Origin of the sequence: Lactobacillus sp. YT155, from assembly GCF_030504545.1 — a bacterium.
Classification (GTDB): domain Bacteria; phylum Bacillota; class Bacilli; order Lactobacillales; family Lactobacillaceae; genus BQUT01.
Genome location: NZ_JAUKWP010000001.1, coordinates 242,061 through 266,774, shown reverse-complemented (window position 1 = coordinate 266,774; position 24,714 = coordinate 242,061). Strand labels below are relative to the sequence as shown.

The 24,714-nt window shown below is 36.0% G+C and carries 24 protein-coding genes and 1 pseudogene; 9 read left to right on the top strand and 16 right to left on the bottom strand.

Annotated features, from left to right (window positions below; translation table 11 throughout):
• Positions 1 to 3: 3 nt before the first annotated feature.
• A complete protein-coding gene (arcC, locus tag Q2T76_RS01395) occupies positions 4 to 948 on the top strand; it encodes a carbamate kinase (protein WP_302083413.1) in 945 nt (314 codons plus the stop codon).
• Positions 949 to 966: 18 nt separating this feature from the next.
• On the opposite strand, the gene Q2T76_RS01390 is transcribed toward arcC, so the two are convergent.
• A complete protein-coding gene (locus Q2T76_RS01390) occupies positions 967 to 1,824 on the bottom strand; it encodes a hypothetical protein (protein ID WP_302083411.1) in 858 nt (285 codons plus the stop codon).
• 84 nt (positions 1,825 to 1,908) lie between these two features.
• Between Q2T76_RS01390 and Q2T76_RS01385 the strand changes: the two genes are divergently transcribed.
• Positions 1,909 to 2,415 (top strand): MarR family winged helix-turn-helix transcriptional regulator, encoded by a 507-nt coding sequence (locus Q2T76_RS01385; protein ID WP_302083408.1) that lies wholly within the window; start codon positions 1,909 to 1,911, stop codon positions 2,413 to 2,415.
• A 57-nt stretch (positions 2,416 to 2,472) separates the two neighbouring features.
• Positions 2,473 to 3,303 (top strand): glycosyltransferase family 8 protein, encoded by an 831-nt coding sequence (locus Q2T76_RS01380; protein ID WP_302083406.1) that lies wholly within the window; start codon positions 2,473 to 2,475, stop codon positions 3,301 to 3,303.
• 225 nt (positions 3,304 to 3,528) lie between these two features.
• Here Q2T76_RS01380 and Q2T76_RS01375 read toward each other — a convergent pair whose 3' ends face one another.
• From Q2T76_RS01375 to Q2T76_RS01325, 11 genes and pseudogenes are all read right to left on the bottom strand, one after another.
• A complete protein-coding gene (locus tag Q2T76_RS01375) occupies positions 3,529 to 3,831 on the bottom strand; it encodes a hypothetical protein (RefSeq protein ID WP_302083404.1) in 303 nt (100 codons plus the stop codon).
• A gap of 74 nt (positions 3,832 to 3,905) precedes the next feature.
• Positions 3,906 to 4,664: an ABC transporter ATP-binding protein gene (locus tag Q2T76_RS01370; protein WP_302083401.1), complete on the bottom strand. Its 759-nt coding sequence runs from the start codon at positions 4,662 to 4,664 to the stop codon at positions 3,906 to 3,908.
• A 12-nt stretch (positions 4,665 to 4,676) separates the two neighbouring features.
• Positions 4,677 to 7,010, bottom strand: a complete 2,334-nt coding sequence (locus Q2T76_RS01365) for an FtsX-like permease family protein (protein ID WP_302083399.1) — start codon at positions 7,008 to 7,010, stop codon at positions 4,677 to 4,679.
• Positions 7,011 to 7,044: 34 nt separating this feature from the next.
• Positions 7,045 to 7,974 carry a MucBP domain-containing protein gene (locus Q2T76_RS01360; protein ID WP_302083397.1) on the bottom strand — a complete coding sequence of 310 codons (930 nt, stop codon included), beginning with the start codon at positions 7,972 to 7,974 and terminating at the stop codon, positions 7,045 to 7,047.
• Between the two features lie 17 nt (positions 7,975 to 7,991).
• A complete protein-coding gene (locus tag Q2T76_RS01355) occupies positions 7,992 to 9,248 on the bottom strand; it encodes an MFS transporter (protein WP_302083395.1) in 1,257 nt (418 codons plus the stop codon).
• Between the two features lie 90 nt (positions 9,249 to 9,338).
• On the bottom strand, positions 9,339 to 9,806 hold the full coding sequence (locus Q2T76_RS01350) for a DUF1307 domain-containing protein (protein WP_302083393.1): 468 nt from the start codon (positions 9,804 to 9,806) through the stop codon (positions 9,339 to 9,341).
• A gap of 10 nt (positions 9,807 to 9,816) precedes the next feature.
• Positions 9,817 to 10,383: a hypothetical protein gene (locus Q2T76_RS01345; RefSeq protein WP_302083392.1), complete on the bottom strand. Its 567-nt coding sequence runs from the start codon at positions 10,381 to 10,383 to the stop codon at positions 9,817 to 9,819.
• A gap of 34 nt (positions 10,384 to 10,417) precedes the next feature.
• Positions 10,418 to 10,945: a DUF6560 family protein gene (locus Q2T76_RS01340; RefSeq protein WP_302083390.1), complete on the bottom strand. Its 528-nt coding sequence runs from the start codon at positions 10,943 to 10,945 to the stop codon at positions 10,418 to 10,420.
• Between the two features lie 61 nt (positions 10,946 to 11,006).
• Positions 11,007 to 11,209: pseudogene (locus Q2T76_RS01335) on the bottom strand (cysteine-rich KTR domain-containing protein).
• A 27-nt stretch (positions 11,210 to 11,236) separates the two neighbouring features.
• Positions 11,237 to 11,869: a TetR/AcrR family transcriptional regulator gene (locus Q2T76_RS01330; RefSeq protein ID WP_302083389.1), complete on the bottom strand. Its 633-nt coding sequence runs from the start codon at positions 11,867 to 11,869 to the stop codon at positions 11,237 to 11,239.
• A gap of 106 nt (positions 11,870 to 11,975) precedes the next feature.
• Complete coding sequence (locus Q2T76_RS01325) at positions 11,976 to 13,409, bottom strand: glycosyltransferase (protein WP_302083388.1); 1,434 nt, start codon at positions 13,407 to 13,409, stop codon at positions 11,976 to 11,978.
• A 264-nt stretch (positions 13,410 to 13,673) separates the two neighbouring features.
• On the opposite strand from Q2T76_RS01325, the gene Q2T76_RS01320 reads away from it, so the two are divergent.
• The 3 genes from Q2T76_RS01320 to Q2T76_RS01310 all read left to right on the top strand — a co-directional run bounded on the left by Q2T76_RS01320 (position 13,674) and on the right by Q2T76_RS01310 (position 15,201).
• Positions 13,674 to 14,459, top strand: a complete 786-nt coding sequence (locus Q2T76_RS01320; RefSeq protein WP_302083386.1) for a class I SAM-dependent methyltransferase — start codon at positions 13,674 to 13,676, stop codon at positions 14,457 to 14,459.
• A gap of 104 nt (positions 14,460 to 14,563) precedes the next feature.
• A complete protein-coding gene (locus Q2T76_RS01315; RefSeq protein WP_302083384.1) occupies positions 14,564 to 15,022 on the top strand; it encodes a hypothetical protein in 459 nt (152 codons plus the stop codon).
• A gap of 47 nt (positions 15,023 to 15,069) precedes the next feature.
• The gene (locus Q2T76_RS01310) at positions 15,070 to 15,201 is read left to right on the top strand and encodes a DUF6440 family protein (protein WP_302083382.1); all 132 of its coding nucleotides are present in this window, start codon (positions 15,070 to 15,072) and stop codon (positions 15,199 to 15,201) included.
• Between the two features lie 15 nt (positions 15,202 to 15,216).
• Here Q2T76_RS01310 and Q2T76_RS01305 read toward each other — a convergent pair whose 3' ends face one another.
• Positions 15,217 to 16,620, bottom strand: coding sequence for a C69 family dipeptidase (locus tag Q2T76_RS01305; RefSeq protein WP_302083380.1), 1,404 nt, complete (start codon positions 16,618 to 16,620; stop codon positions 15,217 to 15,219).
• Positions 16,621 to 16,739: 119 nt separating this feature from the next.
• On the opposite strand from Q2T76_RS01305, the gene Q2T76_RS01300 reads away from it, so the two are divergent.
• Positions 16,740 to 17,780 carry a zinc-dependent alcohol dehydrogenase family protein gene (locus Q2T76_RS01300; RefSeq protein WP_302083378.1) on the top strand — a complete coding sequence of 347 codons (1,041 nt, stop codon included), beginning with the start codon at positions 16,740 to 16,742 and terminating at the stop codon, positions 17,778 to 17,780.
• A 14-nt stretch (positions 17,781 to 17,794) separates the two neighbouring features.
• Positions 17,795 to 18,748, top strand: coding sequence for an aldo/keto reductase family oxidoreductase (locus tag Q2T76_RS01295; RefSeq protein ID WP_302083376.1), 954 nt, complete (start codon positions 17,795 to 17,797; stop codon positions 18,746 to 18,748).
• A 681-nt stretch (positions 18,749 to 19,429) separates the two neighbouring features.
• Here Q2T76_RS01295 and Q2T76_RS01290 read toward each other — a convergent pair.
• The 3 genes from Q2T76_RS01290 to glpK are packed head-to-tail and all read right to left on the bottom strand — an operon-like array spanning position 19,430 to position 23,540.
• A complete protein-coding gene (locus tag Q2T76_RS01290) occupies positions 19,430 to 20,143 on the bottom strand; it encodes an MIP/aquaporin family protein (protein ID WP_302083374.1) in 714 nt (237 codons plus the stop codon).
• Positions 20,144 to 20,164: 21 nt separating this feature from the next.
• Positions 20,165 to 22,006, bottom strand: coding sequence for a type 1 glycerol-3-phosphate oxidase (gene glpO, locus Q2T76_RS01285; RefSeq protein WP_302083372.1), 1,842 nt, complete (start codon positions 22,004 to 22,006; stop codon positions 20,165 to 20,167).
• Positions 22,007 to 22,022: 16 nt separating this feature from the next.
• Positions 22,023 to 23,540: a glycerol kinase GlpK gene (gene glpK, locus Q2T76_RS01280; RefSeq protein ID WP_302083370.1), complete on the bottom strand. Its 1,518-nt coding sequence runs from the start codon at positions 23,538 to 23,540 to the stop codon at positions 22,023 to 22,025.
• A gap of 361 nt (positions 23,541 to 23,901) precedes the next feature.
• Between glpK and Q2T76_RS01275 the strand changes: the two genes are divergently transcribed.
• Complete coding sequence (locus tag Q2T76_RS01275; protein WP_302083368.1) at positions 23,902 to 24,714, top strand: Cof-type HAD-IIB family hydrolase; 813 nt, start codon at positions 23,902 to 23,904, stop codon at positions 24,712 to 24,714.

Genomic DNA, 24,714 nt, shown 5'->3' with positions numbered 1-24,714 from the left:
TTAGTGGAAAATAGAAAAAAAGTCGTTGTTGCTTTAGGTGGTAATGCACTAGGAAATACACCTAAAGAACAATTAGAATTAATCAAAAAAGTGTCCTCAATTATTGTGGATTTAGTTCAAGAAAACGTCGACGTTATTGTTTCTCACGGAAATGGTCCCCAAGTCGGAATGATTCAAAACGCTTTCGATGAATCATCGAAGCAAAATGAAAAGATTCCCTCAATGCCACTTCCCGAAGCAGGTGCAATGAGCCAAGGATATATTGGTTATCAACTTGCTCAAGGAATTACTAACGTCTTTAAGCAAAGAAAATTGGATGGAGCAGGAGCAACAATTCTTACTCAAACTCTTGTTGATAAGAATGATGAAGCCTTCAAAAATCCTACTAAACCAGTTGGTTCATTCATGACTGAAGAAGAAGCTAAGGCAAAAGCCAAAGCTGATTCAATCACTGTGACTGAAGATGCTGGAAGAGGTTGGCGTCAAGTTGTCGCTTCACCACAACCTAAGGCAATTGTTGAAATTGATGCTATTAAGAACTTAGTTAATAATGGCTACACAGTTATTGCCGGAGGAGGTGGCGGAGTTCCTGTTATCGAAGAAAATGATCAATATGTTGGCGTTCCAGCTGTTATTGATAAAGACCGTTCCTCAGCAAAAATTGCTGCAGAATTCGAAGCAGATACCTTTATAATTCTGACTGCCGTTGAAAAAGTCTTTATTAATTACAACAAGGAAAACGAACAAGCACTTAATGACATCACTATTCAAGATTGTCATAAGTACATTGAAGAAGGACAATTCGCTGCTGGCTCAATGCTTCCAAAAGTTGAAGCATGTATTGAATACCTCAATCAAGTTCCCGAAGGACGCGCGATCATCACTTCCTTAGAAAAAGCTAAAGAAGGATTAACCGGTCAAACAGGAACAACAATTAGAAAAAGCTGAAATTAATTTCAGCTTTTTTTATTTCATTTTTTTGAAAGTTATATAGGAAAAATATAAAAAGATAAGTGTAGTAATTGAAAAAAGAGTCACTTCATCAGGCTTAACTGTTACATTTCCAAAGTGCATGAATAAGAGCATAGTATCGACTGCAAGAACTAAAGTGGTCGACTTAATTAATACAATTATAGAAAGTAAGTAGCCTAAAGGAGCGTTTTTAAGTAATAGGATTCCACTCAGAACCGTAGTAGGTAGTAAAATTGATAGGTCCAATCCTTGAATTACTAAGCTAGTATAATGTTCTAATTCAACGGGAACTGTATTTGAAAAAATACTAGGTAGAATCAACGACAAAGCTCTCAAGCTCATCATAATTCCAAAGAATATTAAAAATATAGCGAGACTTTTTCTTGGAAACTTAGACTTAAATGATTTCTTAAGTTCGTTGAGATTGATTGAGCTAAAACAAATGATAAATGCAAAAAAAGATAAACTCATGATGGCGATATATATTATGAATAGATGATTATATTGTGCCAAAAAAACATAGCTAGTATAAGAGTATAAAAAATATCCGAGAGTTCCTAACAATAGTAAGTTACTACGTGTAGAACCTTTTAAGGATCGATATGTTGTGTATATAAGGATAGGAATACCTAAAATCAGTGTTAAGGAATCTTGTGCACGTGCTTGTAAGGCAATAGTCTGAGAATCATTATGATAAATTCCTTTGCCGTATAATTCAACCAACTGACCATTAACTGAAGTCATAGAATTGTGATTGATTGAGTAATTTGAAAATATACCGATAAGTGTAGCCATTGTTGATAAAACGATAATTAAAATTATTAATATTGAAAAAGTTCTAGTTTTAAACATATTTCCTCCTATAGTAACTGGTTACGTATTTACAGTATAGCAACTAGTTACTATACTGTAAAGTAACAGTGAGAGGTGAGCTTGATGAATAACGAATTAATTAATGAATATAAAGATGATCGGACTAAAGAACTAAGAGGGATTTTTTCAAGTTTTTCAATATTACAAAATAGATTACAAACGATATTTGATAAAACAGATACGAAAATTACCTCAAAACAGTTTTTATTGTTAACGATGATTAGATATTCAAAAACTGCATTGTCATATACAGAATTAGGAAAACAGATTGGAACTTCACGTCAAAATGTTAAGAAATTAGCTATTTTATTAGAAAAAAATGGATTTGTAAAAATTGATACAGCTAGTTCAAAGGGAAATAAAGTTTCTATCAATATTACTGAATATGCTGAAGAGTATTTCAATAAAGTCTATGATGAACACACCGAAATATTAGAAAAAATTTTTGCCGATTATTCTAATGAAGAAATAGATATGTTTTATCAATTAATGACGAAATTGTATAGCGGTGTGGAGAAAGTTGAAGAAGGATTAACCGGACAAACAGGAACAACAATTAGAAAAAGCTGAAAATAATCTCAGCTTTTTTTGATAAAATAAGTACAAATTCATTTTGGGGAAATAATTATGACAGAAGTAATTAATATTTTAATCACAGTAGATGAGAACTACCTTGAACCAGCTAAGGTTATGCTTACTTCATTGCATGTGAATAATCCTGGGCAAAAATTTGATGTTTGGTTAGTTCACGAAAAGATTGCTGATGACAAACTGCAGGAATTTGCAGAGTTATTAGCAGAATTTAAGATGATACTAAAACCAGTGAAAGTACCGATGGAATTATTTGATAATGCTCCAACAGTTGAACGGTATCCGAAAGAAATGTATTTCCGTTTAGCAAGTGGTGAAATTCTTCCAGAGTCGGTTAAGAAGGTTATTTATCTTGATCCTGATACGTTAATTATTAATCCCTTGAATTCATTATGGGAACTAGATTTAGAAGGGAAAATGATTGCTGCGGCAACTCATTCTGGACTAACCAACATTGCTGAAGGAATTAATAATATTCGTTTAGGAACCGATCATGGATATTACAATTCAGGAATTATGTTGATGGACGTTGACCAGATGCGAAGTGTAGTGAAACTAACTGATATTATGGCTGCAGTTGAAGAATTTGGTGAGACGTTACTACTTCCTGACCAAGATATTTTGAACTTTATTTATGGGAAGAATATCAAAGAAATTCCGGAAGAAATTTGGAATTACGATACTAGACAATATAATACTTATTTTGCGAGAAGTCTGGGTGAACAAGATACTCATTGGACAGCAAAAAATACAGCAATTCTGCATTTTTGTGGAAAACCAAAACCTTGGAGTGAAAAAAGTAATAATCGCTTCACCTTTATTTACGCCAATTACCAACAGATTCTGGCACGACATCTAGAAAAATAAAAAAACTTTTTTCTTTTTAAGGTTCATTTAAGGAAGCCACTATATACTACAGTCATAAGTTATATAAAGTTACTTTAACTCATATAGCTTATCTGCATAACTTCTTTCCTCCTCCCCTTAAAAAGTATAGTTATTACATGCAGAAAATAACTTCGTTAGTATTTTTTCCTACAAAAAAAGACTCAAGCCTTGGGGGCTTGGGTCTTTTTTGTGTTCTATTAAGGTTTAATATTTTTTCACAAATGTTGAAGTATTCATTACGCAGGTTTCCATCCTTAGCATGGCATAGAATTTCTTTGCTTCTTCTTTTCCAGCTCCGGCAGTAGTTGCTGCTTTGGCGTATTCTAAAGTTTCCCAAAGAACAAAATCTGTCCAAGTGCCATCTTTGTCAAGATATTGTTCCCAAGAAATGAATCCTTTTTGTTTAGAAAGAACATTGTCATGTAAATGTTTCGTTGCTTCTATGAGGTCATCCTTTGTTACAGTATCTTTTATTTTAAATGATATAATCCAAGCTGTTTTATCCATGTTTTTTCCTTTATTTAACTACATTGGTTTCAAATTATTATTTAATCTATCTATCCTTCTGGATAATCTTTCAATTAAAACTCCAACACTTTTAGCCACTCAGCAACTTTTTCTTCACGTTCTTTTAGCTGTGAAGAATCAGTCATTTTACCTAGATATCTTTCGGCAATAATTTCACCATCAGACATATAAAGAATTCGTTCGGTTTGAGAAGCAATTTTGGCATCGTGAGTCACCAATAGAATTGTTTTGCCTGTTTGATTAACTTCATTGAATAGTTTCATTATATCAGCTGCAGAATTGGAGTTCAGCGCACCGGTAGGTTCATCACCAAAAATAATCTCTGGTTGGTTAATCAATGCTCGACAGATAGACACTCTTTGTAACTGTCCACCTGAAGCTTGAGTAATATCTTTAGTAGCAATTTCAGAAACTCCAGCTTGCTTCATTAATTGTTTAGCACGTTGATCAATTTTTAACTTAGATTCTTTCTTACCTAGATACGCTGAAAGAGTCACGTTGTCGATCAAACTAAAATTCTTTAAGAGATTGGCTTGTTGAAAGACAAAGCCAATTTTTCCTAGTCGTAGATTGGTTAATTCTTCCTCAGATAGATTGCTGAGGTTTTCTCCAGCGAATTCCACAGTTCCAGAGGTTGGCTGCGTCATGCCGCTGATTGTATATAATAATGTTGATTTTCCGGAGCCACTGGCTCCCATGATAGAAACAAATTCGCCATTGTCAATTGTTAAATCAATATTCTTGAGTACTTGTTGAGGTTCCATATTTTCGATGGGAAAACTTTTTGATAGATTACTTACTTTTAAAATCATTGATTATCTCCTTTACTCCGTAATAGTCATGACTTTGATTTTTTTAATAGTTGAACTAACAATCCAAGTACTAATTGTTGCCACGATTATTAATAAGAGTGGAATTAGTAGGTAAGTTAGTACGAAATTATTGGTAAACGTTAGATTGGATACACCACTAATCAGTAAGGTGGCGACTTTTGGACCAAGTAAATTGGTTAACAGGATTCCGAGTACGATTCCAAATATTGAAACCATTACCGAACGCGTGAGGTATTGAACGCGAACGGTTTTGTTTGAAATTCCAATACTCTTCATTATCGCAATATCCTTAGTTTCCTTAGCGATAGTCATCTTAAAGAACATGAAGGTGATTAGAATAGCGATGAATACTGCTAGAACAAAGGAAACAACACTAATGTTGGATACTTGTTGAATGATTCCACCGAGAGTCTGGTGGATATATTCATCAGTATTGGTTACTTTGATATGTTTGAATTCTTTAGTGAGTTTAGTTTTGAATTCGTCAGTTTTACTTGGATCTTTTAGATTAAAGTTAAACGTGTACCATAAGACATCTTTGCTGGAGAGTTTTGCCTTCGCAGTTTTTCCACCATTAGTCACGTCTTGATAGATACCACTGACTTTTAGTTTTTGTTTCTTGCCTTGGTTATAGACGGTTAACTTATCGCCAACACCAGCACCGAATTCGTCTGCATTCATACTCGATAAGGCAATCTCGTTGGCGGTTTTAGGAGCAGAACCAGTGACATATTTTAAAGGATATGTTTGGTAATCATTGGTGCTTTCGATTTTTGTTGTTACCAACTCACCGTCAGAGTTCTTTATTTGATATGAACTGGTTGAATATACGACCAGGTTCTTCACATCAGAGTTTTGTTTTAACTCGGTTTGTAATTTCTGGAACTCGGCTTTATTCTTATCCACTTGGTGAGCATCGATTCGAAGGTCACTCTTTCCAGCTCCCATGTAAGAAATAAAACTAGGGGACTGAACTGTTTGAAGGAAACTAAGCGGAACACTCATCAGAAATACACAGATAGAATAGATAACGGTTAACAATAGATAGGTTTTAATCTTTGTCAGTACATCTCTAATCCCAATGAAAACATTAGGGCCGAACAAGAAACCTTTCTTCTTAGTTAAACTCATTCGACGAGCAATTTTACGATTGCTGGTGGTTTCACTAGCTTGCAACGCATTGTAAGCAGAAATCTTCTTGAAGCGGCGGAAGACAGTCTTACAGAAGAGATAGACGAGACCAAAGACGACAAGTGATCCTACGAACGGAAGTAAGTAACTAATCGCAGTCTTAGGTGTCGTACCCATGTAGTCGGTCATCGACTTCGTAAATTGACTAGTTATCAAGATTGAACTAAGAAAACCAACTAAACAAGCAGTGGCAGAAAGAACAGTGTATTTAACCATATAGATTTTCTTAGTATTCTTATTGCTGATACCAATTGCTTTCATAATTCCAATCTCACGATAGTCTTCTTCAATAGAAGTTAAGATTGAGAATCTTAAACAAAGTGCAGCAATTAGAATGAGTAGTAAGCTAATTAATGTAATGATGGCAACGATAATCCCATCAGTCATTGAGTTTAGAACTGTATACAAGGTACGGGTCAAAGCTGTTCCACTTTGGGGTAGCTTTGATTTTTGATATTGTTTTTCAAATTTCGAAATATCTGCTTCATTCTTTAATTCAAATTCAACTAAGTATTCAGGAGTCTGAATTTTCTTTTTCATTTGAGCCCAGTCATGAGAACTGAGTAGAATTCGTTTGGAAGTTACTAAGGATGGATTCATTTGCGAATCACGAATGAAGGCCGAGATGACAAAAGTTTTCTCATAATCACCGAGTTTCACTTTTACTTTGGAGCCCAGTTTAAGATTATATTTTTGTTGATGATAAACCGGAATCCCAATTTTTCCATCCGCAATCTTAGCTACCTTGTTGTTAGTATCAAGTAGGAAGTCAAAAGAAGGGTTCTGTTTAACAAAACTATTCTCAATAATGCTGTTTACTTCCGACTCATTATTTCCTTGGAGAAATAAATTCTCTCCAGAAATTCCGAGCATTTCTACAGTTTGTTGATGCTTCACTAAATCATTTTTCTTAGTGAATTTATCAATTTTTGCTTGAGAAATGTCACCAGAATACATTTGAACATAACTTGGTACTTTTGATTTTTCGAAAAGATTGTTTAATGATCCATTTAGTTCAGTCACAATAGTTAGTGAACTGGATACCAACATGGATGAGAGCAAGATAAAAACAAAGAGGGTTAGTGTGATTATCTTGTTTTTCTTAAAATCTTTTTTGATTAAATTTCGTATCACTTACATACTCCTTATAATAAACAAGTTAGTTAATCTAACTATGGGAACGGCGTTTTGCGAATATAGTTAGGGTAATAACTACTAGTCCTAAAATCATGAGATACAAACCACTATTACTTTCGCCGGTTTGAGGAAGAGTAGCATTTCTTGTTTGGGTTTTTGTAGGGGGATCTTGTTTAACTTCGGTCTTTGCAACAGCAACTTTCTGGTAAACAAAGGTCACAGATTGTGGATCTTTAGTGAAGATTCCTGAAGTAGCACCGATAGTTTCTTTCAATTCATAGCCAGCAAATGTTTTTGCTTGAACAGTGAAGGGGTCGTCAAGGTTACCAACTAGTTGAGCTGGACTAGCGAGAGCTTTTCCATCTGTGTCTTGATAATTAACGGTCACGTTAGCACCAGGATTATAAATTGGATCTACATAAACTCCCGGGTCATTGGTTGTAGTAGCAATATTGCTTTCACCGAAGGCTTCCACACTATTAACAATTGTTTTACCAGCAGCACTCTTATTGATAGTCGCTCTGAATTTCAACTTAACAACGTCTTTACGGACAATGACACCTTCAAGGGTTTTGTCATCACCCGATAATTTGTCAATAGTTAGTGATAATTCTCGATTACTTGAGTTATATGTATAAGCAGTAACTGCATCATTTTTCAAAACTGGGAAAGTATCTTGGAAGTCGATTCCAGTAGGTAAGGGATCAACGACATTAATATTTTTCCAAGTTGAGAAAGGTTCGTTGTTACTTAGGGTAATTGTGTATTCTAATGTGTCACCGACACGGTTTATTCCGTCAGTGGTTGAAATATTCTTAACTTCTTTTTTGGCATAAGCTATAGGGGAATCACCGGTTTCAATACCTGCCTCAACATCAATAGCTTTTACTGGATTAACTGATAAGACGAATCCAACCAATAGTGCAAAACAACTTACAATAATAGATATTCTTTTTTTCATGATATTCTTCTCCATTTCTAAATGTTTTCTTCATTTCTATAAAGTAATTTACTCAACAACGACAACAACAGTGTGGCAACAAAAACAATGGCAATTAACGTGTAGACGTCGTTTTTAAAGAACTGAAGTCCTGCCCCATATAAAATCTGGCCAATGGGTGAAACACATTGGACAACCGCCGTAATAATTGCCATTATTTTTCCCAAATGTTTCGAAGGCGTTATTCGTTGAACTTTACTAATAACAAAGATTGAAACAATTGAGAGACATGCTGAGAGGGGTACGGCAGTTAGGATGAATAGCAAGAATGGTGGAAATTTTCCCATTCCTAAGAGTAGAGGTGTGGTGGAAAAACCGATTGGGATTAGTAGAGCTGCAATCAGTAGAATCCAAAGATAAAAGTTTGAAACTCGCAACTTTTTAGAAACAAGCCCGACGATCAAGGCTCCTAGGATGGTGGCGAATTCAACTGTTCCAATTCCCACGCCATAAAAGATCGTATTTAAGTTCATAGTTACTTTTAGGATATAAGGAACGCCAACGATGAATAGTGGCGTGATGATTAGATTAAGTCCGGCACCAATCACAACGGTTTTTTTGATGAAACTATGATTGATGGAATATTGAAATCCTTCTTTCAAATCGCCAGATAGCACTTTGAAAATATTTCCGGAATAAGCAATTTTGTTTTTTGGTACCAGGATAGTAGTTTCAAATAGAGCGGTGAAAAAGAAAACAACTGTTGTAACAATTAGAATGTTATTGATTCCCATAAAGCTATACAACAAACCACCTAAGATTGGAGCAATGATTCCCGAGAGTGATTGCACTCCCTGCAAGATTCCGTTAGCAGATTCGAGTTTTTCCTCGGTGGAAATGCTAGGAATAATTGCTGAGACAACCGGCGTGTCCATTGCTCCAATGAAGCCAAAGAGAATCATACCGATTGTGATGATAATTAAATTAGCTTGGTTAGTTAGAAATGCTGTTAGTAGGAATAAGCTAAAAATACCGTTAGCGATATCAATTCCCACCATGATTGTTTTTCGGTTAAAACGATCAGCCAAAGCTCCGGCAATTGGAGATAAGATAATAGGTAAACTAGAAACTGCAAATAGTGTAGCGTAGATATCAGCACGTCCAGTGAGGTCTAAGACATACAAGGATAATGCAAATCGAAGTAGGGATGTTCCGAATACTGAAATTGCTTGACCGGATACTAGTTTAAAAAAGTTGAATGATGTTTGATAAATTGTTTTTTGTGTTGTCTCCATAATAAGTTCTCCAAATATTTATAAACCAACAACCAAAAATCAATTTCAGTTATTGACTCTGCGTCTTTGCGTCTGGCTCTTACAAAGGTATTACTTAGTAGTACATTTAAAGCCGTAATTATTTTTATAGAATTTAGTCAATTTTTTAAGGCTTGGTTGCTTATCATCGCTCGAGTTCATATTAGGTCGAGCAATTTTTGCCTGAACCAATTCTTTTAAGTTGCCTTTTTCGTAGTCAATCTTCATAGTTTCATGAATTTGATCGTTTTTAATATAGAATGAATAATTTACCCCCTTATACGAATTGTATTTTTTAGCCTTGAGGTCTTGTCTTACCTCAGCCATATCCTGGTTGGAATATAAGAGGCTTAAGGGAAATGATCCTTCTTGTTTAGAAGTGATTACTCGATCTCCTTTGGCTTTAAGGGTTACTTTTAAAGTGACTCCAGACCTGCCAACAGGACCTTCACAAACGGTTGTAGTGATTTTTTGTGGTTTACAACCAACTAACAAAGTTAGGGTTAATAAAATTAATAACAGTGCTGATATTTTTTTCATAATCCACCTCCTAATTTCTCTTCTTGCGGATACGAAGCATGAAGCCGACGACAAAACCAGTGATACTGCAGACTATCAAAATAATGATAGCAAGAGGATGTAAGCTGGATAAGGTGAACAGACTCGAGTTATTAGCAATATTGTTAGTAACTAAAGCACAAGGAATTGCTAACAAGAAGGCCATTCCGGCTGTGCAGCCAATATTCCAATTAAACCAAAACTTAAAAATGACGTTTAACCACAAATAGGCAATCCAAATAATTGCGATTGGAATGCCGATTGGTAGAAGCCAAAAAACTTTTGGAGTTAGGAAGTAGAGATTTGACGACCATTCAATGACTGATAGATAGGGAATAATAAAAACCGAAAAAATTGCAATAGTACTTAACAGACGACCGGTGACATTGAATAGAAGGGTATCAAGCAGTAGTGCTGAGAATAATAAACTACTTGCGGCAATCCAAGACCAGGTAAGATGGCTGTTGATGGCAAAGTCGGTGATTAGAATGATAGTAATAGGTAAAATCCAAAATATTCGAAAATATTTTTGCATTGTCGAGATTGATTTATAATTCATAGTTCTTCTCCTCAGAATTGTTTGACAAGGGGAATCAGCTATCCTTCTTTGAAACGATGTTTATATTTTCTGCTTTGCATCGTTTTAGAAAGGTACCTTTGTTGATGAAATCAGAATTTATAACCCCAAATCGTTTATTGTTAGCGCGAAGGATATAAGAGTTTTGTTTAGTTATTTCGACACTGTCTAGATTGTCAAAAGTAGTCGTGTCTTTTTTGATGAAAGGTGAGTAATAGATGATTTTGTCATTATTGATTTCGATTTTCCAACGGCTTAGTAATCTGTTAATTACACCGATAAGGGCGGAAACTCCGGCTCCTATATATAGGAAGACTAAGTTGTAGTTGTTAAAATTAATTCCGTTGTAGAAATAAACAATGATTAGAATAATAGCGAATATATAAGCACACCATTTAAAAATTGAAAGGTAAGTATTTGGTGTTTTGACGACGAAGTTTTGATCACTAACACGAGTATTTTCGTTTTTACTCAATTTTTGAATATAAGCTAGTAAAGCGACAACAATAATTGTAGTTATAGTTGTTTGAATCCAATTTTCCATTTTTATGACCTCCTCTTATCTGATAATTGGTACGAAAATAATAAAAAAGCCGCAATCGAAATTAGCTTCGATTGTGGCTCTGCGTCTGGGCGTCCGGCTCTATTTATTATTAACGATTATTTTCAGGTTACAGACACTGATGACATTTTCTTGTTTACACTTGGGACAGTACAGTGGGAGACTATCAATTTTTGTGTCAGGTAAAATTTTTATTCGAGTTTTACTATTACAAGTAGGACAAGTAATCCAGGTTGTATCACGCATGATAAGTACTCCTTTCCCAAGTGCTTATTACACCTTTTGAACAACTAATGCTTTCAATGAAGTTCTGTTGACCTTAGTTTCATCGATGTTTAGAACTTTAATCATAGTGTCGATAACCGAATCAATGTTTAATTGAACTTTTGAGTCCTTTAAACTACTGATATCATAAACAGTTTGCATTCCGGCAATTAAAAATTGAATGTCTTCCAAGGGGTGATCGGATGAAAATTCGCCTTTTTCATTACCTTCAATAATTATCTCTGCGTACACAGGACAACTAAGCTCGAGTGAGTTTTGCATGGCACGTTGTTTCATTAAAGCATTGTTCACATCATATAATTTTTCGACCACTTCTTTTTGTGAGCCAAATACTGGAGGGCGACGGAACAAAGCGGCAATCAATTTTTCAACTGCAGTCATGTCTTTGTTATTAATTATTTCTTCAGTAACGAACTTTAGTTCGCTGTTGATGATTCTAGTAATAACCGAGTCCATGACTTCTTCTTTAGAGTCGAAATAATAATAGAATGTCCCTTTGGCGATACCTAATTCTTTGAGAATAGTATTCACTGAGGTAACTTCATAACCCTTAGTGAAAAAAAGAAATTCTGAAATATCTAATATTTGCTTCTTCTTCTCGTCAAACTCTTTAGTATGCAATATTTTTCTCCTTGTAGACCAGTGGTCTATAAGTGTATTCTACTAAATAAGTTGACTTTTGTCAAATAGAAAAACACCCAACTGTGATTACAGTCAGGCGCCTTGTTTACTCTTCAATACCAACTTCAACTTTTTTTCTAGTTCCCCAGTTAGAAACTTGAGGGACCATAATTAAGCTATAGACAGAAAGAATAGTACAAAGATATATGTTAAAAATAGTTGAAAGAGGAGTTAACAGCAAAAATCTAGAGAAGGATAGGTATCGATTGCCATCACTGTCTTTCATATTCAATAAGCGAGTTGCTCTTAAGTAACCGAGAACAATCATGTAGAGAATCACAGCCCATGGGAAATCCCCGGTCTGAATTGGATAGACGGCGATGACAAATGGAAAGACAATATAGAACAAGATTTGAGCAATATATTGCATAGCGATAATCCACCATAGGAAGTATCTAGGACTGTGATGGCGAATGATGAACATGCCACCCCACCAGAAACTCTTCCACCAGCGAACTCTTTGACGAGTTAAATGACTGATGTTTTCAGGCATTAATGTATAACCGATAGCGGTCTCTTGATAAACGGTTTTTCCCAGTAGGGAAGCGTAATGAGTTAACATACGATCATCACCGAATTTTGCTTTTTGACCAAAAACTTGTTGATTCAAATAGTGATCGATGAATTCTTTAATTACGACATTTCGGTATAGAGCCAGTCCACCACAACTGACACCAACTGAGTTATAAACTGAAGTGCTGGCGCGGCCATTGGTGAAGGCCGTGGTAAAACTAATTCCAATAAGTTTGGAGATTAAGTTGGTTTGATTTTTTGCCAGAAGCACTCCGGCAACAGCCATAATGCTAGGATCTTTGAAAGGAATTGAACCTTGCTCAACGGCTTTTTTATCTAGAACCGTATCACTGTCCATTGTTAAGAAGATGTCGACTTTATCTTGATATTCGTAGAAAGCATAACTTTGGGCATTTCGTTTGCCGCCATTAGCACTGTATTTATAAATAACTTGGAAAGGAACGGTTTCTTTCCATTCATTAACCATGCTTTCAACTGCGTGTTCCTTATCAGATCCATCTTCTGAAATATAGACTATATCGGGATCTTTGGTTTGAATTGCCAAACTTTTTAACGTTTCTTGGAACATCTTTTTGTCTTCATTATAGACCGGAATTACTACCGCAACTTTTAAGTCGTCAGTTGTATCAGCCCTTTTAAGAGCGAAGGGTTTGTACTGGAATGAAGATAATAGTAAGAAATTATTCCAAAGAAATGATAATACGATTACTGGGAATATCCAGAAAAGAATATCATCTTGGAAAGTAGCGGAGTGGTAAAAGAAAACGCCAGTTAGGATCAGTACCGCTAGAATTGTAACGCCTGTATTGGTTTGCCTCGGCCTTACAAAGTCGAAATCACTATCAATATCGCGGTTTAGTTTGTTCTCACCGAAGATATTAATAATTGTTAGAACTAAAATCATTGCGGCAACAATGATGAAAAAAAAGATAAAATAATCTATCATATTACGCCCCCTATTTGTTGATTATGCAAGATAAATTTTAAATTTATGATGCTTGTGAAATAATTATCTTGGAATAATATTATATAATATATTTATGCAAAGATTAAGAGATTTCTAACGAAAATAGGCGATTTTTAATAAAAAAACGAAGATTTTTGATATACGAAAACTTGTGGATTATCAACTGATTAGGTACAGTTAAATAGCATTAACTGACGATGATTATTTAATAGGATAGAGTTAATATAGATAGGAAATTTAAAAATGAAAGAATCATATACAGAAATAAATTCAAAAGCAATTGATCAATGGGTCAACGAAGGTTGGGAATGGGGACAACCAATTAGCCATGAAGAATACGAAAAAGCAAAAGCTGGTAAGTGGGATGTAGTATTGACTCCACAAGTCAAAGTTTCACATAATTGGTTTGCTCCATTTATCAAAAAAGATCGTTTAGATAGAGTTAAATTACTTGGCTTAGCGAGTGGCGGTGGTCAACAGTGTCCAATTTTTCAAGCAATTGGAGCTGAGGTTACTGTGCTTGATTATGCTCAGGAACAATTAGAGAATGAACAAAAAGTTGCCACTCGTGAAAACTATTCGATTGATGTTGTTAAAGCTGACATGACCAAAAGACTTCCTTTTGAAGATAATACTTTTGATATCATCTTTCATCCGGTAGCTAACTGTTATATTGAAGACGTCGACCATGTCTGGAACGAATGTTATCGAGTTTTGAAACCGGGTGGATTATTGATTGCGGGAATGGACAATGGATTTAGTTATTTATTTGATGAAGATGGTGCTGAACCAACTACAATTAAATATCAACTTCCATATAATCCATTGAAAGATTCTAAAATCATGGCAGAAACTTTAAAAATTGACGGTAGTGTTCAATTCAGCCATACAATGGAAGAACAAATTGGTGGTCAGTTGAAAGCAGGCTTCACTTTAACGGATTTATTGGAAGATCGAAATACTGAAGGAATTTTGAAAGATTACTTTCCACAATATATTTTGACGAGATCAGTAAAAAAAGAGGGCTAGAAGAAGCTCTCTTTTTCTATACTCACATTTAAAATATAATTTTTATTAAATTGATAAAATTAGATAAATGCTATAAGATGGTATTAAGATTATGGAGGTGGATGATGGTTAAACAAGCAAAGGTGATTGATCAATTAATAGAGTTGGGATATAAGCCAAAAGAAAATAGAGCAATTGTAGTGGGAAACTATGCTCAAAATCTGAGTGCCCAAATAGCTAATTTTTTCTCAGGCAAAGAGTTTTATTTTTTACAAATCTGTGAAGATGAAATCTTAATTGCGGATTTTAAAACAGGCGGCAAAATCATAAAAGATAAGATTATGGTGATAAAAAAAGCTGACATTAAAAATGTAAAGATTGAAGAGTCAGGAATAAATGATAAAGTCTTTATTAACTTAAAAGATGGAACTGAAATTAAATTCGATACGCAGCAAAAAGAGTTATCCATGTGGAGAAATAGCGGTACTCTCACTAGTGAAAATCTTTGGGGTGACAAGAACTGGCATTCTGACAACTTTGATGAGACTATCAAAGAACTTGAAAGTTTAGGACAGGAGAAATAATTATAAAAAAAGAAAAAAGATTTATTTTTGAAACTGCTGATGGCACTATGAGTGGAATAAATATTATTATTGATACTCAAACGGGCGTGAATTATTTATGGACAGGAGCAACAGGTATGAGTCCTTTGTACAACGCTGATGGAAGCTTAATCGTGACACCAAAAAAGACTGAAGAATAATCTTCAGTCTTTTTTTTAATCGCCAAGTGAAAATCTTAGTTTCATTTTGTCAGAACCAGTTTTAACCATGCCATCAAGAAGTTTGATAGTTGCCTGCCAGTTAATTTGAGCGTATTGCTCATTAACTTTAGTTAGGTATGCTGACAAGTCTTTTTCTGATGAAACTTTTTGATCGGTTTCTTTTTGTAGATTCAAGCATTGTGAAATAACTTGATCTTCAAAGTCACTCTCAAGACTGGAGTACAAGTCATAATCATAATCACCAAGCAAACTAGTAATCCGATTCAACCAATAAGTAGAATCAAGCGATAGACTGCCTTCGGTATTCTTGAAACTTTCAGGGGTGTCATTAACGTTAGCGTAGAAAGGAACCACTGAATTAAAAGTATTTGGTCCGTATGCTAACCAATGAATTCCCGCAATATCATCAGTAACATTGTTTCTGATTTGGAGAATATGTAATTCTTGATTACGGTTAATGCCGATTGGGCGGAAGAGTTTCTTATCAGCTTCAGAACCAGTTCCGTAAACATCATAATCGGTATTTTGATAATGAGAACTCAAAGCAAACTTCACATCTGTAATACTTAGTTTTTGGTCAGGGTAACAGATGAATGGTAAATCAAAATCCATTGGTAAAGTGTCTAAGTCTTTGGTGAATAGTTTTTGAACATACCAAGCTCTGGCAGTATTGTAGCGAGTATCTTTAACGGTTGAGCTTCCAAAGATATGACGAAGATTGTAACTGTCAGTATCGGGATTCAAGTTATTGAGTTCAATGAAATCCTTCAAGTCATCAGAATATAGGTAGTCAGGGTTGTCAAATTCAAAATCATCAATATTTAGTCGGTTAGGAGCGATGACATAAGCATCGTCAGGAATTCTCACAGCGGCAAAATGATGTCCGCCGATTGTTTCCATATACCAGATTTCATCTTTGTCAGAAAAGATAATTCCGTTGGGTTCGAAGGTTCCATATGCGGTTAGTAATTTTCCTAAACGAAGAACACCTTCTCTAGCAGAACTGATATAAGGAAGAACGAGAGTAACTAAGTCACTTTCACCAATTCCACTCTCAGTATTGTAAGGATCAGCACCCAATACACGGGCATTAGTTGTGATGGTTTCTGAAGCACTCATTGTAACATTTTTAGAGTTGATACCAGATTCAGCGAAGATTCCGTAAGCATCAGTAGTATCCGGTGTAGATGTATATTGAAGCGGATTATCTGGTAAATCTATTGTGAATTTAGTTTCTTTGGATTGATAATGTTGAACTTGTTTATCGGGAGTTATTACTACGAACTTTTTGGGATTGATAGCACTGCCGGCGTCTTCATTTCGGGCAACCATAGTCGAGCCATCAATAGTGGCGTTCTTTCCAACTAATAAAGTGGTACAAGAAGCATGATTCTTCATAATATTTCCTCCTAAATGAAATTTGAATTCATTGTAATACTAAATGAGGGTCAGTGAAAGAATAATCGTAAAATGAGTTGTATAATAGGAAACATAAATACGTTTTTTGGAGGCGACTTATGAAAGCAGCTGTTTTTATTGAACCAGGAAAAATCGAAGTTAAAGATTTGCCAAAACCAGAATTAGAAAAACCAAATCAAGCAATTGTTAGAGTGCTAAGAGCTTGTGTTTGTGGCTCTGACTTGTGGTGGTATCGTGGGATTTCTAACAAAAAAGCTAACTCCCAAACTGGACATGAAGCGATTGGAATTGTCGACCAAGTGGGAGATGAGGTTACTGATATCAAAGTTGGTGATTTTGTTATTGTGCCTTTCACTCAAGGTTGTGGACATTGTGCCGCTTGTCTAACAGGATTTGATGGCGATTGTTTGAATCATGTACGTGCTGATAATGCCTATCAAGCTGAATATCTTCGCTATGAAAATGCGAACTGGGGATTGGTAAAAATTCCTGGTCAACCAAGTGATTATTCGGATGAAATGTTGAATTCACTATTAACTTTGTCTGATGTTATGGCTACTGGATTCCATGCCGCTGTGACAGCTGAAGTTAAAGAAGGTGATACCGTTGTAGTTATGGGTGACGGTGCCGTTGGTTTATGTGGAGTTCTTTCAGCTCATTTATTAGGTGCTAAACGTATTATTGCGATGAGTCGTCATGCTGATCGTCAAGAAGTGGCTAAAGAATTTGGTGCAACTGACATTGTTGAAGTACGTGGCGATGAAGCTGTTAAGGCTGTGATGGACTTAACTGATGGTGCTGGAGCAGATGCAGTTCTTGAATGTGTCGGAACTGAACAATCTGTTGATACAGCGGTTAAAGTTGGACGACCTGGTGCAGTAGTTGGTCGTGTAGGTATTCCTCAGAATCCAGAAATGAATACTACCAACTTGTTCCAAAGAAATATTGGACTTCGAGGAGGAATTGCCGCTGTAACTAATCATGATAAGGATATTTTGTTACAAGCAGTTTTGGATAAGAAAATTAATCCGGGCAAAGTCTTTACGAAGAGATTCAGCTTAGACGATATTGAACAAGGTTATGTTGCCATGGATAAACGTGAAGCAATTAAGTCACTAGTAATTGTTAGTGGTAAATAAAAGGAGAATTGAGTATGAAAAATGTAAGAATTGGTAACTCGAACTGGGAAACATCAGCAATTGCTTTAGGAATTATGCGTATGGCTGATTTGTCAGCTGACCAAGCGACAAAGGCAATCGAAGCTGCACATGACAATGGAATTAATTTCATTGATTCTGCTGACATATATGGCATGGGAAAATCAGAAGAAGTATTCGCTCAAGGATTGAAGAATTCGTCATTGAATCGTGATGATTTCTATATTCAATCAAAAGGCGGAATCATTAATAATCCAGATGGGAAGCTTGCTAACTTTGAAGCTGGTAAACGATATGACTTTTCAAAGAAACACATTGTTGAGTCAGTCGATGGCATTCTTCAAAGATTGAACATTGATTATTTAGATTCATTTCTACTTCATCGTCCAGACACCTTAATGGACCCAGAAGAAATTGCAAAAGCATTTGACGAACTACAAACAACTGGAAAAGTTAGACATTTCGGTGTTTCTAATTTTAATCCAGAACAATATCAAATGGTTCAAGAAGCAGTTGACCAAAAACTTCTTATCAATCAATTACAATTTGGGATTATGCATACTGGAATGATTGATTTTGGAATTCACACAAACATGAGTGATGATCGCTCGGTTGATCATGATGGTGGCATCTTAGAATTCTCCAGAAGAAAAGGAGTAACAATTCAAGCTTGGTCGCCATTCCAATATGGATTCTTCGAAGGAGTTTTCATTAACAACGACAAGTTCCCTGAACTTAATAGTAAATTGGAAGAACTAGCTAAGAAATATAATGTTGGCAAGAACGCCATTGCTACAGCTTGGATTTTGCGCCATCCAGCAAACATTCAAGTAATACTTGGAACAATGAATCCCGACCATATTGCAGATAGTGCGCAAGGTGGGGATGTTCAACTAACAAATCAAGAATGGTACGATGTATACTTCGCTGCCGGAAATGACTTACCATAGAGCGTGACAAGAAGCGTACAGAAATCGAGCACTAAAGAAAATAAGAGCTGAACTTCGTTAGAAGTTGGCTCTTATTTTCTTTAGGCACAGATTTTTGCTTCTTGGAGCGCGTTTAAGCTGGAATGTTTCGCAAACTCAAGCGTATTTTAAATATTTCATTTCCATTTACGTAATTAAGTTATGGTGATAGTTTTGCGTTCCCCATCCCTCGTCTTAAAAACGAAATGGAGGTGGTAGAATGCAAAAAACGTTGAAAGGAATAGCTGATGGGTAATATATTTTTATTACTCGTTATGATCGATTTTATCATCAAGCATGTTATCAATGACTTGTTTGACGTAATTAATCGTATCAAAAAAGACTACTTGAAAAAGTAGTCTTAACCAAATCAACGCAATTCTATTACCAAGGACATGGTGTGCTATCACCGTGTCTTTTTGAATGCAGCTTTATTATAGCACAGACAATTATGGATGGTATTTGAAAATGTTCTTCAATAAAATTATTGTTTATCTTGCTTATGTGTAAGTATCTGTCTTTTGGAACACATTTAAGTAAATTTGATTTTCTGAAACGCGTTCGCATAAGCAACAAATTCCGTCTAATTAAAATAGGTATAGCTTCGTTAGAAGCCATACCTATTTTCTTTAGTACTCATTTGTTCCCACTTGTGTTCACGCTCTATTTGAATGCTAAGAATAATCCGGCAGCTAAGGCTCCACCGATCATAGGCCCAACAACTGGCACCCAACTGTATGCCCAGTCTGATCCACCTTTGTTAGCGATTGGTAGAACGGCATGAGCAATTCTTGGTCCCAAGTCTCGAGCAGGGTTAATTGCGTATCCGGTTGGTCCTCCTAGTGAAAGACCAATTGCCATAATCAATGATCCAACGATTAATGGGTTTAATCCATCTGCAACTTTTCCTTGTCCAAATGAAATAATTGCATATACTAAGACAAATGTACCAATAATTTCTGAAACTAAGTTAGATCCATATGAACGAATTGCTGGTCCAGTTGCAAATGTTCCAAGGATTGCACCTTCGTCTTTGGTTTCTTTCCAATGAGGTAGGTATTGAATCCATACGAATACCGCACCGATGAAAGCTCCAATCATTTGCGCAATGATAACAGGAACAACATCACTCCATGGGAACATGCCGGCCATAGCCATACCTAAAGTTACAGCAGGGTTAAAGTGAGCGGGTCCTTGAAATAAGTTAACACCGATATAAACTGCCATTGCGACTGCAAATCCCCAACCAAGTGAGATTGCTACCCAGCCAGCACCTTCGGCTTTTGATTTCTTCAAATTAACTGCGGCAACAACACCATCACCTAAGAGAACTAGAATTGCTGTTCCGATAACTTCACTAATTAATAAATTACTCATAATTAAAATCCTCCAGAGGAATTATTTATTTTTCAAATGTTCTAGTCTTGATTCAGCGATTACTTGATTTAGTTTATCGAGTTGGTTTTTCTTTTCATCTGCCGACCAGCCTAGAACTTTTGCCATTTCATCAACAACTGGTTCTTTGATTGCATCTAAAGTATCTGAGTGGAACAAGATATGATTAGTCCGACGAAGCAAGTAATCAACTGGATTTAGAACCATTTCTTCATTCAAGGCATAGTGCAAACTGATTGTCTCTGCTAGTGACAAACCAGGTGCGGCTTGACCACCAATTTCAGTTACATATGAGATTACACGTCCAGTGTTAGATCCATAACGATTAGCTAAGTATTCTGCATCCTCAGTTGAAAGACCTTTGTCGATACCAATCTTGGTATAGAACTTCATGGTGTCTTCAACGTTAGTAGGATCGAAATGACCACCAGAAACTTGAAGTTTCTTCGAATCGATTTCTTTAACATTCAGATTGAATTTTTCTTTAAGAGTCTTTCTAATTAGGGCTAAAGCACCAGCTGCCATCTTACGATAATCGGTGATTTTACCACCAGATAAGGTAATTAATCCGTCATCACCAACATCAAGTTGTGAACCACGAGATACCTGTGATGGTTTCAAGTCGGCTTCAGCATGAGCTGTTTGTAAGTCACTAATCGATTTTTCAACATCTGAACGAGTAGCTTGTTTATCTTCGTACTTATTCACGACCTTGATTAAATTATCAAAACTCTTGTCGGAGACTTTTCCAACATTAGAAGTTCCACCGTTGTAATCAGAACTACTATTATTTGAAATCAAAGGACGAAGTCCAACCCATGAAGCTTCAATGTCATCAAGAGTAATATTTGCTTTTGGATAGCGATAGTTAATAGCTTTTAAAAGATAGTCGACATCTGATTGTTCCACCATTGGATGTTTATAATCACCAGTGAAATCAGTATCGGTTGTTCCAAAGTAAGTTTTTCCTTCACGAGGAACAACGAAGAACATCCGACCATCATCCATACCCGTGTCAGAGTATGTTGGTTGAGGAACTTTCAAGACAGATTCATCAACAACGACGTGAACACCTTTAGTAGGGCGAAGCTCAACACCGTCACCATTTTCTTTATCAAGTCCGAGTAATTTATCAACCCAAGGACCGGTAGTATTAATAACTAATTTAGTATGAATAGTGAATTCTTCATCAGTCAAATTATCTTTGACAATAACTCCATTGATTTGACCCTTATCATCATGAGTTACGCCAGTAGCTTGTACGTGACTAGCCATTAAACCACCAAGTTCATCAGCTTCTTTGATGTTTTCAATTACTAGTCGAGAGTCGTTGTTAACGAAATCAAGATAAACACCAGCACCTTGGAGATTTTCACTTCTTAATCCCGGTTCTCTTTGTAAGAGTTCATCACGAGAAATGGTGTAGTTAGCATACTGACTGCCTTCGACTCCGGCTAATTTGTCGTACAAGTCCATTGCTACTTTGACACTGAACATGTCAAAAGTTTGTCCCGGTTCTTTATAGATAGGAAGAACCATTGGGAATGGACGAGGGATGTGAGGTGCAATTCCTTGGACTACGGCACGCTCGGTAACCGTGTCAGCAACCACCCCGACATCAAAAGTTTTTAAATAACGAATTCCACCGTGGACCAGTTTGGTTGATCTTGAACTGGTTCCTTCGGCAAAATCCTGCATCTCAATTAATCCAGTTTTAATTCCTGAAGCTGTTGATTGAAGTGCAACACCAGCTCCGGTAATTCCCCCACCAATAACTAATAGATCTAGTTGTTCATTTTTTAAATTTTCAATTATCTCAGAACGTTTTTTTTGCGAAAATGTCATTTTTTATGCCCCCAAGTTATTTATTCTTTTTCAAGCTACGATGTTTATATGTCTGGGTAGCTGCAACTGCTTGTTGCCATCCTTCATATAGATTCTCACGTTCATCTTCTGGCATGTTAGGTTTGAAAGTTTGACCGACTTCAAAGATATTCTTAAGTTCATCAGTGTCTTTCCAATAACCAACTGCAAGTCCTGCTAAAAATGCTGCCCCCATGGCAGTGGTTTCTAGGTTCTTAGCACGTTCAATTGGTGTGTTTAGAATGTCTGCTTGGAATTGCATTAAGAAGTCATTCTTAGCAGCACCACCATCGACACGAAGCGCAGGAATGTCAATTCCAGAATCTTTTTTCATTGTATCAACTACGTCACGAGTTTGATAAGCCATTGATTGTAAAGTGGCTTTGATGAAGTCGTTATTAGTTGTTCCACGAGTGATTCCAAAGACTGCACCACGCGCATCAGCATCCCAGTATGGAGCACCAAGTCCAGTGAAGGCAGGAACTACATAGACTTCGTTTTCACTGGTTGAAGCTTTGGCAGCTTCTTCAGATTCGGGAGCAGTTTGAACAAGTTTCATACTGTCACGCAACCATTGAATTGCTGAACCAGCAACAAAGACAGAACCTTCTAATGCGTAATTTACTTTGCCATTAATTGAGTAACCAATAGTTGTTAGCAAATTATTATTTGAAATAGTTGGTTCTTCACCAGTATTCATGACAATAAATGAACCAGTTCCATAGGTGTTTTTAACCATACCTGGTTTGAGTGCCAATTGTCCGAATAGGGCAGATTGTTGGTCACCAGCCATACCGGCGATTGGAACAGAGCTACCATAGAAATGGTATTCTTTAGTATGACCATAAACTTCAGAATTAGCCTTAACTTCAGGTAAAAGCTTCTTAGGAATATTTAAGATGTTTAGAATCTCTTCATCCCACTTCAAATCATGAATGTTGAAGAGCATAGTTCTACTTGCGTTGGTGTAATCAGTTACATGAACCTCGCCACCAGTTAGTTTCCATAGTAACCAAGTGTCAATCGTTCCGAATAGTAATTCACCATCTTCGGCACGCTTTTGTGCTCCCGGAACTTGATCCAAAATCCAACGAATCTTAGTAGCACTGAAATATGAATCAATTAACAAACCGGTTTTTTCACGAATCATTTCGGTATAACCGTCGGTTTTTAGCTTATCGGCAATATCGTTGGTTTGTCTTGATTGCCAAACAATTGCATTATAAATAGGTAAGCCAGTCTTCTTATCCCAAATGACTGTTGTTTCACGCTGATTAGTAATTCCAATCCCATCAATTTGACTAGGCTGAATTCCTGATTCAATGAAAACATTAGCGATAGTCGAAAGAACCGCATTCCAGATCTCGTTGGCATTATGCTCAACCCAACCTGGCTCAGGGAAATATTGCGTAAACTCACGTTGAGCATCGGCAACTTTTTCCCCGGAATGATTAAAAATAATTGCTCTAGTACTTGTAGTACCTTCGTCAATCGCCATAATGTATGACTCTTTCATTTGTCTTCCTCCTGACATTTCTTTAATGAAAGTCTTTTCTCACAGTTTGTGAATGCGCTTTCATTTACAGGTAAAGTGTAACCTATAATCGTTGATATTAAAACAATTTTCCCTTAGTTATTAATTTCACAAAAGGCTATTTATAAATTGCAAAATAGTTTCAGCTCGGCTATTTTAATATTTTGGCAACTGAAAAAAGTAATATTTTTTTTAAAAATCTGTTCTAAAATATGAATTTTGTGAAATAACAAATTATCTAACCAAAATAGCATTTAATAACGGTGTTGACTAAAGAGTCTTGTCATAAGAATTAAAAGTTTGTTACTATTAAAATTAATAAATAACTTTTAAGAGGTCGATTATGGGAATAAAACTAGTTGCGATTGATATTGATGCGACACTATTAAGTTCGAATCATAAAATTTTGGAATCAACCAAACAAGCAGTCACCAAAGCCTTGGCACAAGGAGTGAAAGTTGTCTTGTGTACCGGACGTCCGTTGGCTGGAGTCACACCATTTTTAAAAGAATTGGGAATCAGTGGCGATGATCAATATGTTATTACTTTTAACGGTAGTATTATTGAAACTGTATCGGGTAAAGTTCTTCATAAAGAAGGAATTGATCGAGCTAGCTACGAAGCAATCGACCAATATTCAAAAGACCACAATGTTGCCTACAATATTTTAGATGAGGACAGTAAAGTGTACACAAGTAATCGTGATGTGCACGTGATGACGGTTATTCAAGCATACGAAAACATGGACGGTGTTCTTATTCGAGAGCCAGAAGAAATTCCTGATGTTTCTATGATTAAAGCCGTCTTCTGTGGTGATATTCCTGAATTAGATGCACAAGAACCAGAAATTAGAAAAGAGTTCGGTGATCAATTCTATATTGTTCGTTCGGTTCCTTACTTCCTAGAAGTGATGCATCAAGGCGTTGATAAAGGAACGGCTCTAGAAAAATTAGCAGCTCAGTTAGATATCACTGCCGATGAAGTTATGGTTATGGGTGATGAAAAAAATGACTTACCAATGTTTGCCTACGCTGGAACATCGGTGGCAATGGGTAATGGTGCTGATGAAGTCAAAGCTGTGGCAAGTTTTGTAACTCATTCAAATGATGAAGACGGAATTGCCTACGCATTTGATAAACTAGTTTTTAAAGATTAA